The sequence below is a fragment of the Pandoraea anapnoica genome (genome assembly GCF_902459765.1).
GTDB lineage: Bacteria > Pseudomonadota > Gammaproteobacteria > Burkholderiales > Burkholderiaceae > Pandoraea > Pandoraea anapnoica.
In genome coordinates this window covers 16,220-30,648 of sequence record NZ_CABPSP010000018.1, presented here as the reverse complement: position 1 = coordinate 30,648, position 14,429 = coordinate 16,220, and the positions used below count along the sequence as shown (strand labels likewise).

General features: G+C 57.6%; 16 protein-coding genes. 1 reads left to right on the top strand and 15 read right to left on the bottom strand.

The window, feature by feature from the left end; genetic code table 11:
* Positions 1-28 precede the first annotated feature (28 nt).
* The 15 genes from PAN31117_RS23960 to PAN31117_RS23890 all read right to left on the bottom strand — a co-directional run bounded on the left by PAN31117_RS23960 (position 29) and on the right by PAN31117_RS23890 (position 11,716).
* Entirely contained in the window at positions 29-1,018 is a 990-nt protein-coding gene (locus tag PAN31117_RS23960) for a tyrosine-type recombinase/integrase (protein ID WP_306440206.1), read from the bottom strand.
* A 33-nt stretch (positions 1,019-1,051) separates the two neighbouring features.
* Positions 1,052-1,276, bottom strand: a complete 225-nt coding sequence (locus PAN31117_RS23955) for a DUF4224 domain-containing protein (RefSeq protein ID WP_150740414.1) — start codon at positions 1,274-1,276, stop codon at positions 1,052-1,054.
* Position 1,277: 1 nt separating this feature from the next.
* Positions 1,278-2,054 carry a rolling circle replication-associated protein gene (locus PAN31117_RS23950; RefSeq protein WP_174991104.1) on the bottom strand — a complete coding sequence of 259 codons (777 nt, stop codon included), beginning with the start codon at positions 2,052-2,054 and terminating at the stop codon, positions 1,278-1,280.
* A 126-nt stretch (positions 2,055-2,180) separates the two neighbouring features.
* Positions 2,181-3,875: a type II secretion system protein GspD gene (locus PAN31117_RS23945; protein ID WP_174991103.1), complete on the bottom strand. Its 1,695-nt coding sequence runs from the start codon at positions 3,873-3,875 to the stop codon at positions 2,181-2,183.
* A complete protein-coding gene (locus PAN31117_RS23940) occupies positions 3,872-4,933 on the bottom strand; it encodes a zonular occludens toxin domain-containing protein (protein WP_150740413.1) in 1,062 nt (353 codons plus the stop codon). Before PAN31117_RS23940 ends, PAN31117_RS23945 begins: the two co-directional genes overlap by 4 nt.
* Positions 4,934-4,936: 3 nt before the next feature.
* Positions 4,937-5,239 (bottom strand): DUF2523 family protein, encoded by a 303-nt coding sequence (locus tag PAN31117_RS23935; protein ID WP_150740412.1) that lies wholly within the window; start codon positions 5,237-5,239, stop codon positions 4,937-4,939.
* Between the two features lie 8 nt (positions 5,240-5,247).
* A complete protein-coding gene (locus tag PAN31117_RS23930; RefSeq protein ID WP_150740411.1) occupies positions 5,248-7,002 on the bottom strand; it encodes a hypothetical protein in 1,755 nt (584 codons plus the stop codon).
* A gap of 571 nt (positions 7,003-7,573) precedes the next feature.
* Positions 7,574-7,825 (bottom strand): hypothetical protein, encoded by a 252-nt coding sequence (locus PAN31117_RS23925; protein ID WP_150740410.1) that lies wholly within the window; start codon positions 7,823-7,825, stop codon positions 7,574-7,576.
* A gap of 45 nt (positions 7,826-7,870) precedes the next feature.
* Positions 7,871-8,140 carry a hypothetical protein gene (locus tag PAN31117_RS23920; protein WP_150740409.1) on the bottom strand — a complete coding sequence of 90 codons (270 nt, stop codon included), beginning with the start codon at positions 8,138-8,140 and terminating at the stop codon, positions 7,871-7,873.
* Positions 8,141-8,142: 2 nt separating this feature from the next.
* Complete coding sequence (locus PAN31117_RS23915; RefSeq protein ID WP_150740408.1) at positions 8,143-8,406, bottom strand: hypothetical protein; 264 nt, start codon at positions 8,404-8,406, stop codon at positions 8,143-8,145.
* Between the two features lie 25 nt (positions 8,407-8,431).
* A complete protein-coding gene (locus PAN31117_RS23910) occupies positions 8,432-8,758 on the bottom strand; it encodes a hypothetical protein (RefSeq protein WP_246189239.1) in 327 nt (108 codons plus the stop codon).
* A gap of 86 nt (positions 8,759-8,844) precedes the next feature.
* Positions 8,845-9,453 carry a hypothetical protein gene (locus tag PAN31117_RS27760; protein ID WP_306440205.1) on the bottom strand — a complete coding sequence of 203 codons (609 nt, stop codon included), beginning with the start codon at positions 9,451-9,453 and terminating at the stop codon, positions 8,845-8,847.
* 26 nt (positions 9,454-9,479) lie between these two features.
* A complete protein-coding gene (locus tag PAN31117_RS23900) occupies positions 9,480-9,695 on the bottom strand; it encodes a hypothetical protein (RefSeq protein WP_150740407.1) in 216 nt (71 codons plus the stop codon).
* Between the two features lie 938 nt (positions 9,696-10,633).
* Positions 10,634-10,936 (bottom strand): hypothetical protein, encoded by a 303-nt coding sequence (locus PAN31117_RS23895; RefSeq protein WP_150740406.1) that lies wholly within the window; start codon positions 10,934-10,936, stop codon positions 10,634-10,636.
* Between the two features lie 465 nt (positions 10,937-11,401).
* Positions 11,402-11,716, bottom strand: coding sequence for a hypothetical protein (locus PAN31117_RS23890; protein WP_217429718.1), 315 nt, complete (start codon positions 11,714-11,716; stop codon positions 11,402-11,404).
* A gap of 527 nt (positions 11,717-12,243) precedes the next feature.
* On the opposite strand from PAN31117_RS23890, the gene PAN31117_RS23885 reads away from it, so the two are divergent.
* Positions 12,244-14,400: a filamentous hemagglutinin N-terminal domain-containing protein gene (locus tag PAN31117_RS23885; RefSeq protein ID WP_150740405.1), complete on the top strand. Its 2,157-nt coding sequence runs from the start codon at positions 12,244-12,246 to the stop codon at positions 14,398-14,400.
* Positions 14,401-14,429 lie beyond the last annotated feature (29 nt).

Below are 14,429 nucleotides of genomic sequence, written 5' to 3'. Positions count from 1 at the left end.
TGATATGAGCGAGGCCTCCGCTCCTACGTTACTTTGTGGGAGTTACCTTCCTACCCCGTTTTCGAACGTAGTGCTCCGTCATTGCAACGCTGCCGTGCCCGAGTAGCGATTTGGCGCTGAGAAGATCACTCGTGCTTTCCTTATCTGTGCCCGCCTTTGCACGTAGATCACGGAACTGAAATTCCTCTTTCGGAATTCCGGCGGTTTCGCGTGCGCGATCGAATCTGAATCGCAATGCGGACTGCCCTAGCGGCTTGCCACGTTCGTCAACAATCAACCGTGTCGATCGCGGATTGTGGCTCATCTTTCGGCGCTTCAACTGTTCGAGGAGCAAGGCCAATTGTCCAACGACTTCAATGCGTAAACGTGTGCCGGTCTTGTTTTGGCGAACAATCACCATTCCATCGCGAACCTCTCGCTCGTCCATTTTCAGCACGTCTGCAGGACGTTGTCCTGTTAGATAGGCCAAATCCATTGCTTCGCGCAACGGGCAGTCGGCTACTTGCCAAACTGCTTGATACAGGCTGTCATCGACGTACACATCTCGCCCTGTCTCTCGGTGTTTGCGAACTCCTGCACAAGGGTTCGGTTGGTCGGTTGCTCCCCACTCTCGGGCTTTATTGAATATGTGGGAAAACAGGGCGATCTCGCGGTTGGCGGCAACCGGCGATGATTTCCGCCAGTCCAGGTACTTGCGAACATGAATAGGCTTAATCTCGTCCAATGGGGCAGGCGGGGAGTCAAAGAACTGATAGAGCCTCTCTAACTGGAACGCGTTCGTGCGTCGAGTCGCAACAGCTTTATGGGGAAAAACCTCCTTCAGATAGCGTTCTGCGGCATGGCGAAAGGTGACGAGCGATTGCGTTATTCGATTTCCTTGTTCGAGGTCCGCATATCGCCGAAGCGCCTCCACAAAGTCCCCACCAAGCGCTAACCATCGCCGTGGCTTACCGCCCATGTCGTAGTAGTAATAGGTCTTGCCTCGTGATGTTTCCTTGAGCCGCAAGCGCGGCGGCAAGTGGAGATTTTTTGTCGGCCGGCGTCCCACGGGTCAGCCCCCGATAATGGCAGGATGCCAACTGCTACGTGCGCCGAATCGTTCGTCGCGCGTGGAGTCGGGCCTCCCTTCGACGGAGGAGCGAGCGACGATTGCGCGACCGCAAGCGTTGATGAAGAAAGGAAGCCCCATCCGGCGCAGCGCTTCCACCTGCTTTGACTTTATTTTGCGCCCGGTCAGTGTTTCCAATTCGAGCGGAGATAAGAACATATCCGCCATCTCAGTTCTCCCGAGTCGCCAACCATAAGCATCCCAGATCCTGATTCCAGTAAACCTGACAGTGATCCATGCTTGCCCCGGCTGCCTCCGCCGCATCAAACGCGATCACGATGGCTTTAACGGGGTCATCGCACAGGATGTGCGCTATGGGCTGGCGCTCCGGCACAGTGATGCCTTTGCTGGTCCAGTAGCGCTTTTCGTTCATCTTGTGTTCCGCGAAGTCTTTGGTGATGTACTTGCCCAGATATCCCGCCAGCTTGTGACGCAATCCCTTCTGGCGGAACGGGTTGCGAACGTCGACGTTGCCGTTGTCTGCACCGACGATAGAACGCCAGATCGAACGTAGTACTCGGTAGTTCTGTCGCCCTCTGACGGCGATGTGGATATGCCATGCACCTCGCTTTTGTCGTTCGGGCACGGCAATGTACTGATAGTATTGAAGCTTCCCCAGACGGCGGCGTAACTTGTCGTAGTCGCGCTTAAGACGTTCCTTGTCCTGCATATTCTCTCGGTAGGTCAATGTAATCATCCTGTCTGCTTGCATGGACTTACAGCGCAGTCTGACCTCCCGCTTTGCCCGCTTGGCGGCGACCAGCCGGTTATCCTCCTTCTTCTCCGATTCCCCTCGCTTTGCTTTGGGGATCAGGTGCATCGACTGAGTGCGCATGTACCGATCAAATCGGGTGGCGTGGATCTCTTGCATGCCCTCACCAAAGTCCCTTCTCCCGATGACCCATTCACGGCGGAAGGGATAGTCGTCTAAACTGTTTTCAAGCATGGCAACTCCTGATTGTCGTGTTGATGTGCTGGCCCCGTTCGTTGCTGCGTTCGGGGCCTTCTCTTTTTCGGGGGGAGTGTTCTTGCCTTTGCTGGCGGGCCTTGCCGGGTGTTTGTACGTTAAGTGTTACTGATATAAATCTAGGGGCGCGCTTCGCGCGCCCCCGCCGTCCTCGCCCCTGCGGGCGGCGGGGGCAGCGCGGCGCGTCGCCTTCTCTTGCATCATTGCCACTTCACGCACCGGACTGACGGCAAGGCGGTTTTCAATGAGGGGATGTGTGCTCGACGTCGGCGCTTCGGCTGACGTCGGCAGTGCTACCCGCTGCTCGGTCGCGCGGGGCGCGCTGGGCCGCGCGTCATCGGCCCTGACTTCGCGGTTCGGCTCGTGGGCATCCTCAGCGTCGACATCGGCGCCGACACTCCCGACGCTAGTCGCCCTCACACGCTCTACCTGGAGCATGAGCAGGATTTCGGTGTTGGACGCGGCATCGCTATAGCTATCGAGGAAGCGGGGCAGGAAGGCCAGTCCTGTGCGGTTGTCGGTGCTCTTATTCGTCGTCAGCCCACCCATGAGGATCAAATCACCGTCGTGCAGGCTGATTTCGGTGCTGACTTCGCGGGTGTTTAGCGTCGGCGAGTTGTTGACGCCGGTCGTCGTTTTCACGAAGTCGCTGATTTGCTGCGTGACGCGCAAATCGATGATTCGGTCTTTGACCGTCGGGGCCAACTCGAAGATGACGCCGGACGAGTGATATTCGACGGACTGGACAGGCTCACCGCCACCGCGTGGATAGCTCACAGACTTCAGAACGGGGACTTTCTGGCCGACAGTAAGTCGCCCCTTCGCTCCGGATCGAATACGCAGGTTCGGGCTGTTGATGACCTGAAAGCGCGTGTCTTTCGAGAGCGCCGAAACGACAGTCGAGAAGTCACCGGCTTTCAACCGGATGGCGTTTCCGAACTTGTCGCCATCTATCGTCACCTCAATCCCGAGTCCCTTCGAGAGAAGATCCAGCGCCAGTTGAAAAGCCGAGCCGCGTTCGGTGCTGTTGACTACCTCATACGCAGCAGAGCGCACGCTGACTTCCCCCATCGGGGTATCCAGTTGGGGGAGCAGGCGTTTGAGTGCCGCAATTTCGGCAGGCGTGCCGTGGAACAGGAGCGTATCGCCTCGCTGGTCGATCAAGGAAGCCGCAGAGCCAGGCGTGACTTCGCCGCCGACGCGTGCATCTGCCGGTGCTGCAATTTCCCGATTGACGGTGAATCGCCCTTGAAATAGCGGGCTGGCCAGACGTGAGAGGTATGCAGTGTCTCGATACTGCGGGTGATACACGAAGGTATCGCGGTCAGGTTCGACGGCGGTTTCCACGTCCCGCCGCTTGAAGACGAAATCAACGCCTGATCGTGTTTCAACACCGAATCCGAGGGAGTCCAGGAACATCGAGAGGAATGCCTTCAGGTCGCCGTGCTTCGTGTTGTAGCGGAACGAGACGAGACGTTGGTCCTGAAGCACTTCGGGAGCAATAACATACGGTGTTTTAACGGCTTCCCCGTAAAGCAGTGTGACGAGCTGAGAGACACTCACGAGCTGGAAATCAAACGATCCATTCGCTGGTCGTTGTGCACGAGATCGGCGCGACCGTTCTTGCGCGGCGCGCTTCTGTTCTGCCTCAAGCATCGGATGCGACGAGTAGTCGAGTGGCGAGTACTCCTCGTCAGGGGCGAAACCGGTGAAATCGATTGGGGCCGGCGTCGACTTACCTTCGTTGGAATACGCTGGCATCGAGAACGCGAGCACGCTGACGAGCAGGGCGAGCCTCATTGCATATCCCCCGCGTATGACGACGACTTGCCACCAGACCAAACCGTCACGCGTTGGTCATCAATACTGCCAATCCGGGCGATTCCATCTAGCGAGAAGGCCGAAGGAGACTCGACACGGAGGCGGCCATCATTGTTGACGACGACGACATAGCGGTCGTTGCCGACGCTGTAGCTGCCCGCAATTCGCCATTCACTGCTAAACACAGGCGGGTTGAGGGAAGGCGCGGAGGTAGAGTCCGAGGCGCTCGACGGCGACGTGATATCGGCTGTCCTTGTTTGCTGCGTGGTAGCACCGGTCACACCGCCGGTGAAGTAGCCGATTAAAAACCGCACGCTCATCGTGCCGATGGCGATCATGCCTATTACGGTGAACCAGAGTCGTTTGTTGAGAAGAACGTTCTGGCGCCGATCAATCGCGCGCTCTTTGCCTTTTCCGCCAGCGTATGACTGATACAGCGGGAATATCGCCTTGCTGTAGCGCTTGGTGAAGATATCGATTCGATTTGACCTGGTGACCTTACCCCCGTCGTACAACTCGACGCGATAGTTGCTGGTCAAGCCCAACTCTTTGAGTTTCTTTGTGACGAATGTGATTTCAACTACCGCGCGCAACTGGCGATGCAGATCGCCAATCGACTGAATCATCAACGCCACGTCGCACGCGACGCCGGATTCTGGATGGACATAATGACGATGCATGCGGAAGAAGCGCATATGCTCGGGCTTAAGCTTGTTTCCGACAGACCAGAAATTCCATGCCTCATCGATTGCGACGAGATCCCCCGGCTTCACAACAGATTGAGCGTCCGGCTTCGTCTCGTCAGGGAAGAAGTCATCGCGTTGAACATCATCGTTTGTTACCGGAACGATTTCGCCCAATGCATCGGGGTCGGCTTTGCGAACGTCAATGCAGTGTTCGCGAATGAGGTCGGGTTGTATGCCGTCGATGTTCGTCACCACGCGGCGTCCGGCAATCACGGCGGGCACGATGACGCTACTCACAACCTCGTAACTCTTGCCGGACCCCATCAAGCCCGTGTACGCGTTGATAGCCATGAGTTAGCCCAGCATTGGGATACGGCGAATGATGAAGCGGTTCGCCATTGCAGCGAGCACCAATGGAAGACCCTGTGGGATCGCAAGCAAATCGAGCCAATACCATGCACTCGACGGCAGGTTAACGAATGCGCCTGATAGAGAATTCGGATTGGGCAAGACACCAGCACTCGTCAGTACCTGAACAAACTCTGTCGTTACATACCAAAGCGCAAAGAAGATCACGAATTTGACGATCAAAGCCCGGAAGACAAAATGCAGCCCGACGTTAATGCCGGAAAGAAGGAAAGCAAAGAGGCTGGACATGGGGTTCCTCAAGCAGCTAGCACAATAACTACGGCGGCGAGCACGAATACGGTCAACATGATCGCGTGAAGCGTCGGCCTCGATTTTTCCGCAAGATCGCACATGGCGTCCATGCGAATCATTGTGCTAAATAGCTCAAATGACGGGCGAGGACATTGCGCTTTGTATTTCGGCGTCTTCCAGTCCTTGAAGCCCGGCACGAGCTTCAGGATTGGATCTAGGATCATGGCCGCCGTAGGAGGATCTTCGAGTGTTGGTGTTGCGACCTGCGGGGCTGTGCCTAAGTCCACCGTGATCGCGTTGCCGATGTCCACGGTGGGGCGGTTGACGACATTGACGTCTCTCGATAGCGGGTCCGCTGGACGCTCCCGATCCGGCTCATATGGACGTTCCCTGTCACGCGGATCGCCACGGTCGCCTGGCCATACGCGAGTGCCAGGCCAAATGCGGTCAGGGACAACGGAAACGCTGATCGGCACGACGCGCTCATACTCATCCATCGGTCGAGAAAAAACATCGACGACACGCGGCGCCAGTTCGCGCCCTCGTTCATCTGTCAGCGCCTTCACGTCCTGGGGCGTGATCGGGGACGTTACGCTGTGAGGCACACCTGCGTAATCCCTTCGTTGACTCGCTTTGCTGACGAGAGCATTGGCAACGTTGGCGACAAATCCGGGGTTCAGTTCTAGGCGCTTTTCGTCGTCTGTTAGTCCGTCAAATGCCTCATCTAGCGAGTCGTAAACCTCACGCTCCTTTCGCGGCCCAGGTCGAAAAGTCGGAATGACTCGAGATATGGACGGAAGTGATATCGAGGAAAACGACTCGAAGGATGACTTCCAGTCGCATTGCTTTGTCTCGTACTCACTCGTGCACAAATAATCCTTTGAAACTGAGGGAGACTCCTGCCGCTCCTTCGTGCAAGCAGGATTGGAGAAGTCGAGCCGCCTTTCGACAACATCCTTGCATTCCTCATATTCGTAGGACACTTGAGGAAAATAGGATTGGTACCCCGTTTTTTCTTTGTTGTGGTCGGGAACATCGACATGCAGGTTCCGAAATTTTTTTCCTTCGTCAATGAGTGCCGCTTGCGCATAAGCCAACAAATATGCATTCACCTGCGCCCAATTCTCCGCGTAAGCGACGATATTCGACTTCTTGAGCTCGAACCACCCGCGATACAGTTCATCCGGCCGAGGGCGATTTCCCCATGACTCTTTCGGAAACAGTGCGCACTCCGCAGTATCGCAATCCCGGTCTGCATACACCCGAGCGCCAGTTGCCGCGACTGCGGCCCACGGGCTTTGTTTCGCTGCGGGACTGGTAGAGCCGGTGTAGGTCGGCACCCAAACTTTTTCTGCAGGCTCGTGCCACTCATGCGTAACCTCAACGGATCCGTCAGGCGTAGCGCTGATCGTGACCTTTTTGTCTTCGATCTTGGCAGAAGCGATTTGGCCTAGCTGCGAACCCAGTAACACCGACGCAAGCCCGAACCACGTGGGGCCATTTGCCGCCATCAAGAATCGTTCGTTGACACTCTGCTGCGCATATTCGGTCGCGACCAATGACATTGCTCTATGCGTCTCATCCAACATAGGGTCGTCGGGTTTAACTCCGTCTCTTTGCACGGCCTTTTGCGTGACGAGGGCGATGGTTTGATTAATGACGAGGGTCGTGAAGGCCCGAGCGAGTGGATTGGCCTGAACATCCGAGGTGCTTCTTGCCACGAGGCAGAAACAGAGAGCGATAAGAGTGATTCGTTTCATTGTCACCCCCGCAAGCCCGTAACTACCGCCCATCCGCACACCAATCCCCACGCAAAAAACGTCAGGTTCCAGAGTTCTTGAGATGGCATGACGCGTCCTTTTCACACGAGAAATTGGGCTAATTCGACAAGCTGCGGATCGAATCGAAAACTAGCTGACGTCTTCTCTTGTAGGTTGATTTCTCTGTTTGGCGGAGTGGCTCTTGAATACGTCGACAAGCATGGTTCCGACCATTGCGCCGCCAACCGAACCAGCCAAGCACAACACGCCGAACGCGAATATCAATTGGTTAAGGTTCGCTAATTCCACCTGCATAGGAGCCTCCAGAAATGATTGATCTTTCTCAAATCGCAGATAACGCTCGCATTGCGTTCTTCGCAGTGATGGCCGCCATTTGCTGCGTGACCTGCTTAATCGGATGGTTCTACCGTCCGGGTAGCTGGTTTCTGCCAATGGCCGCTGTAGTGTTTGCGTTGATCGGCGTTGCCGTCGCGTCGCAGACTAAGACGAGCGGTTCGGAGTTCGTTACAGGGAAGCGTCCGGATCGCTTCCCTACCTCAATTGCTGTTCATCAACCGCGAATGAAACCGAGTACGATCTTCGCGCCCTTAACGCCGACGTAAACAAGCGCCAAGCTTGCCCCGACAGACACGACGGCCAAACCTACGTTCGTGAAGCTAATGGCATTGGTCATCGCACTAAGGTCGACACCGCCAGTACCCCCTCCCGCTTCGGCATGTGCTGCAAACGGCGTTGCGATCATCACGGCGGCAACACCTGCACGGCCTCCGATTGCCTTTAGACGTTCAAGCTTTTCCTTCATGGTTTTCTCCTTCGAGTGATGCCGGAGTGCGTCCGGCGCGCTGGCTTATCCCCGGCGTATGAAGCCGAGAATTGCGCCCAAATGAGCACTCACGACGTACAACCCGACAACCATCGTGAATGCCAAAGTCCAGAAACCCGCCATCTGTGGGGCATCTAGCGGCGTTTCGTCGGTGCCCAGTGCGACCTGGGTAACGCGTGCGACGGCGAACTGCTGACCGTTTTCCGGCGGGCATAGCTGACGGTCCATCGGTGTGACCTTCATCGAGTTGCGAAGGGGCTTGCAGGTCAGCACCTGCGTCGGTTGATTCCTCATCGTTAGCCCCCGCGATTGATGTTCTTCAGGATCTGCCACGCGAACTTCGAGCAGGCCGGTTGCGCCAGTTCGTGCGCCTCGTAGGCGAGATCAAGCGCACCGGCAAGCACCTGTACGGTTTCGTACAGCAGCGCGGTTGCTTCGAGCATTCGGGCGAAGCGCTCGGTATCGGGGACGTTGAGTCCGCCGACGCGCGCAATGCACATACACGTTCCGTCTGTGGCGGTCACGGTGCGGTTGATGAGTTCGGTCGTGGGGGCTGTCATATCGGGACCTATGCGGTTGCGGCAATTACCGGCGCGTGCGCGATTTGCTCATCGCGGCGCGGATGCTTGCGGGGATCAAATGGCCGTCGTAATCCATGATTCGCGCGATGAGCGAACGCATGGTTTTGCAGACGAACTGGATGCCGTCAGGACGCGTCCAGATGAAGCCCTTACCGGCTTTGATGAGACGCCGCAGATGCAGCTTGAGGCGCAGTTGTCGCCACGGACGGTCGGTAATCGGGAGAGGGCGAGGCGTACGCCGGTGCTTAATTCGAGCGGGACAGAAGCCGCCGAACAGATCAAGAGACAGTTGGTGAAGCATCGCAACCCCCAATCCCATCACGGCAATCATGCGGTGATGGTGCAAAGAATCTGGCGGGGGGCCGGATTTAACTACAGGTGGTCGTCGCTCAATTGGACGACATGAGATGACGCAAATTACGCGGCTGCAGCGGCCGCAGCTTTCGGTGTTGCGGTCGGACGTGTACTACTTACGTAGGGCTGCAACGCTACAATGCGCGGGACTAGGGCGCCGTCCATCGATTGCGCCATGGCCATCTCTGCGAAGTACTCGCCTTTGCCGGTTTCTTTGGCAATTTCAGGTAGCGGGACGGTGCCAACAACGGCGCGGTCGCCATCGGGCGTCGCTTGCCAGAGGACGCACTGCGCGGTGCGCATGTCGTAGGGGCGACCGGTCTTGCTAGAGATGCCCTCACGACGGACGACGCTAAGGATGGTGAGCTTCTGCTTCTTGACCGGTGCGGAAGGGCGGGTGCCGTCGCCGTAGGGCTGCAACGCGACGAGGCGGGGAACAAGCTGCCCTTCCATCGACCGCATAAGGATGAAATCCCCGAGGTAGTCGCCTTTGACTGCGTCCTTGAGGGCATCGGGGAGCGTGATCGTGCCGACCACGGCGTCTTCGCCTTCACTCGTGGTCTGCCAAAGGACGCACTCCGCGATGCGCATGTCGTAGTGACGGCCGGTCTTGCTGGATATGCCCTCGCGTCGAGTGACGTCGAGGATTGTGAGCTTTTGTTTGCTGGTCATAGCGTGGCCCTTGAGTGAGTGGAACTTCAGTGGCGGCTGGCGTCGGAAGGGACGATTTCGAAGGCATCGGCTTCGTATTTCACGCCGTACTCGCGGAGGACTGCCTTCCAAGCACGACTTGCTTGCTCGATCCTTGCTTCACGCGGATGAAGCCGAGAGGGTGAGTGAATGGCGAGCGACGTACGGACTATGCCGTCCCCAAGATCTTCGTAAGTGATGGTGAGTTTTGGGTTGCTGTTCATCGATAGCACTCCAAGTCGAATGGATGTGTGAGCCAGCGGGAAAAGGACAGCAAAACATATAAATGTGCTGGCGACTAAATGTTAGTCGACGGCGCAAAATTTGGGATTGGGATGAGTCCGAAATGCGAGGGCGAATTAAAGAACTGGCAGACGTTGAGCTAGACCCACGACGGCCGTGGGTCGATATGGAGGCGCGCACGGGAATCAGCGGGCGACGCTGGCAAAACGTCGTGCAAGGCAGGCAGCGTGCAAGTGACGACATGCTTGAGGCGCTTGGACGCGTCTGGCCTCAGTACGCCTATTGGCTGATGACAGGAAAGACGGATGAGGCGAACGGCCATACGTCGCCCACGTTGGCCAGAATAGCTCGGGACTTGGAGACGCTAAGGAAGGCTGGATAAAAGCAGGAAAGGTTTACGAAGGGTGGTGGAGGCATAGGACGGCAAAGGGGAGCGCCTCCGATTGAAATGCTCGCTGCGGCGCGAGTTAATTTTGGAGCGAACATGGGAGAAGCAAAGTTGCGTGGGACGCGTGAGCAGCGAATGGAGAGGGCGGCGAACAAGGATGGCGAGTTGCGGCCTCGGAAGCGAGACTGTCCCAATTGCCGTTCAGCAATCGCCGACTTCGAGCAGATTGACTCCAGGTCGGCGGTCGGAATTGACACGGCCTACTTCGGGTACTGCAGGCATTGCAAGCTGCCACTCCTACTTCTGACGGGCGAGGAGATCGCCGCTCGAAGGTATGAACAGAGGTACCAGAGCGCGATCCGCGCCCAAGAGCGAGCAATCGCTCATCGGGACGAGGAGCTCGAATTTGCCTTCGATGCGGAACCGGAGACTGATGCGGAGCTTATGGAGCGTCATCTATCTGCGATTCGAAAAGTGTTGAAAGACTAGTCGTCCTCGATGGCCCACCACGGAAGGTGGGCCATATTCAAATTACCCCTTCACCTCCGGCGGCAATCCTTTGCCGGGCGAATAAAGAATGACGCTGGGACTAGCCAATCGGTCCGATGAGACTACCGCGTGCGCGAACGTGTCGAAGTAAATCGCATGCTCGGGGTCGGTAACCGGTGCTTTCCTAATCTCCTTCGCGGATTCATCCCACTCGAACCCCAGGTACTTCCTGTGTTCGTAGAACCAGACGACATGCCCCTCGCGTGCCAGTGTCTCCGGGATGTCAAATCCACCATCTCCTCCATTTCCACGGCCCGTTCCCTTTCCGTCATTTGAAATGCTCATCGAGGTCTCCTGTGCTTTGAGTGGATCTAGCCGATAAGTCGGCTAGATCCATCATCGCAGCAGTGTCGGGCCTTGAGTTTCAGCAACTTCCGAATAAATTTTTCGATGCGTCGACTCTCGAAATGTGTCGGCCGACTTCGAAAACGTTCGCGGCGTACCGTGCCGACAGAGCATCGCCGCCGTTCTACAAACGATTTTTGGCCCCTGACAGGACGCGGCTGTCGAGTCACTCTCGGCTGTCGCTTTGTAGAGCGATTTCATGGGTTTGGCATTGATTTGAAAAGGATTTTTCAGAGATTTGTAATCATCAGGTGGCGGGTTCGAGTCCTGCAGCCGGCACCAAATAAGCAAAGGGTTACGTGATTTCACGTAACCCTTTGTGCTTTCTGGGGGGGATAGGAGCCGAGAGGCCGCTGTCCCTTCAACGCCGGGACGGCTCGATATCCCGAGCCAATTCCAGCACTCTTATCTCTTCTCCGCGTAACACTGCGCACGCAAATCGCTGCTGCCAATACTTGCGCAGCTTCCGTTACCTTGCTTGGCATAGCAGTACGCGCGCTGATCGCTGTCGCCGATGCTCGCGCAACTCCCATTGCCCTTCTCGGCGTAGCACTCCGCGCGCAGATCGCTGCTACCGATGCTTGCGCAGCTTCCGTTGCCTTGCCTGGCGTAGCAATAAGCACGACGGTCGCTGTCGCCAATGCTTGCACAACTCTGCGAAAAGGCTGAGCCCGATACGCAGCACATCAGCGTCGCGAAACAGATCAGGACTTTCTTCATGATGTTCATTTCAGACCTCTCTGCTCAATATCGTCATGATCACAATTCATTGATAAAACCTCAATGACTACGTGGAATCCTAAATATCGGAACAGGTTCTTATATTGAATGGTCGTTGCTTTCACAACGATCTCGATCTGAGCGGGCTTCGCAGTGACCGCTGCAATTCAAAAAATCCACAAAAAAATCAATGAGCTACGTGATCCTATGTAGTTCGATATAAATGCACGCATCGAGTCGTGGCTCGACGCGTGCATTCGTCCCGAAAAATGCGTCGTAGTAAATAAAACAAATAAATATGTCGAAACCCTAAAGAAATCCACATCTCGATCCGTAATGCTCTGTCTGGGCTGGTTCTCACCAGTTAGGAATCCGAGGGGAGCGGCGTCCTGCGCAAAGCTGGCACATCACGATAGCCGGCGCACAAGCAGCCGTTTCGGGGAACGCAGACGATGTGACCGTGGGTCACGTTCGACGCGGCCTTCGGATGTTGCGAGCAGTATCACAATCAAAAGAACGAAGATCAGATGCCTTGGCAATCAACGCGCGAAGTCTCGCCGTTGGCCGGCGGGATTGGCGGGCACAGCAATCGCAGCAATCGCAGTTCGGGGATTCAGCGGTTTCGACAGTTTCAACGGGTATCGAGGTACGGCCTGGCGACTTTGCTCGCTGCGGCCGCGCATTGCCATGCCGCGGGCATCGTCCCGGATGGCGGCACCGCAACCTCCGTCACCGTTGGCGCGGACGGACGTCAGAACGTCAATATCGCAGCCCCCGTCTACGGCGTCTCACACAACACGTACGCCAGCTTCAACGTCGACCGCGCCGGTGCAACCCTTAACAACACAGGGGTGAACGCACGGACCATCGTCAACGAAGTGACGGGAACCGCGCCCAGCCTGATTCAGGGACAGATCGCCGTGGCCGGACCGCGCGCGAACGTCATCCTTGCGAATCCGAACGGCATCACCGTCAACGGGGGATCGTTCGTCAACACCGGCCACGTCGCACTCAGCACCGGGCAAGTGTCGTTCAACGACGTTCTCGTCGCCCCCGGCCTGTACCAGCGCAACGTTGTGCTCAACACCGGCCAGGGCACCATCGAAGTCACCGGCGGCGGGCTCGCCGGCACACTGATCGGTCTGGAACTCATCGCCAAGACGGTCAAGGTCAGCGCACCAATCACCAACGACTTCTCATCGCCCACGGCGTATGTGCGTGTCATCGCCGGCAGCAGCAAAGTCTCGCTCAACACCAGCTTTTCCCCGGACGATAACAACAACGACTGGGTGACGTTGGCCAACAGCCAGCAGTCCAACCCGAACGCCATCGCGCTCGACATCGAGCCCGCAGGCAGCATCACATCCGGCCGGATTCAGTTGTTGACGACGGAACTCGGCGCAGGCGTGCGTCACGCGGGCGCGATGATGGCCAACGCGGGCGACTTTTCCCTGACTTCCGCAGGCGACGTGCTCCTCGCCCCGTCGAGCAAGATCAATGTCGCCAACAATCTGTCATGGCAGGCGAGCGGACAAACCGCGATGCGCGGCGCATCGATCCTCTCCGGCGGGTCGATCAACCTGTCCAGCGGCAGCGTGCTCGTGGCAAACGCGGGCGCGATCCAGTCGACGCTCGTGTCCTCGCGCAGCGGCATCGTCGTCAACGCTCAGGGCGACATCACGAACATCAGCAGCCTGATTCAGGGCGTCACGCGCGATCGCGCATTGACGTCGTCCGAAGGCGCAATCACGTTCAACGCTGGCGGGACGATCACCAACACCTCGGACCCCGCCAATCCGGGCGGTGCGTTTGGCGTCGTCTTCGGCGTGAACGACGACGTCGTCATGCGCGCCGCACGCGACATCGTCAATCTGAACGCGCGCGTCGAATCGAACCAGTCGGTCACGATGGCGGCGCAAGGCGATCTCAGCAACGTCATCTCTCATACCGAAGGCGCGAACGGCGGCGTCTCGACCGCCTACGCCAATAGTGGCCGACGCTGGCTGCTCTTCTCCACCCGCGACGAAGGCTTCTCCGTGGACTACGGCTCGCTTCCTGCGCCGAGTCAGCTTTCCTACATCATTGCGGACGCTGGCAACGTCACCCTCTCGGGCCGTAACGTCTACAACACGGGCGGCACCGTGCTGACCAACGGCGGCGATATTCGCGTGACGGCGACGAACACGCTCGTCAATCAGGCGATCATGACGGGCCAGGCGTCGTACCAGCGCTCGTGCTTCATCTTCTGTCGGGCGGAGGCGTCGAGCACGACGGCGTCCTTCGGCGGCCAGATGCAGGCTTCGGGCAACATTTCGCTCGTCGCCGGACAAAGCGCGACGAACATCGGCGGCAACGTCATCGCATGGAGCGGAAGTCTGACGGTCGACGCACCACTCGTCACCGCACAGGGCCTGCTCGGGTACACCACCTACAACGGCACGCGCGGCCTGAAGGCGTGGTTCGGCAATCGCTGGGCGGCGATCTACGCGCAGAACGACGGCGGCTTGTTCTCGGCGGCCTCCGGTGAGGTCGTGCTGACCGGGCGCGGCGTGATCAAGGGCGGTGTCATCGCCGGGGCGAAGGGCGTGCGCGCCGCGCAGGGCATCGAGACGGCCTTCGTGCCGTATCGCGACCCGGTCAGGATCGGCACGCACCTCGGTCTGACGACGTGGTTCGGTCTATGACGATGCGCCGCACTTATCTCCCACGCATC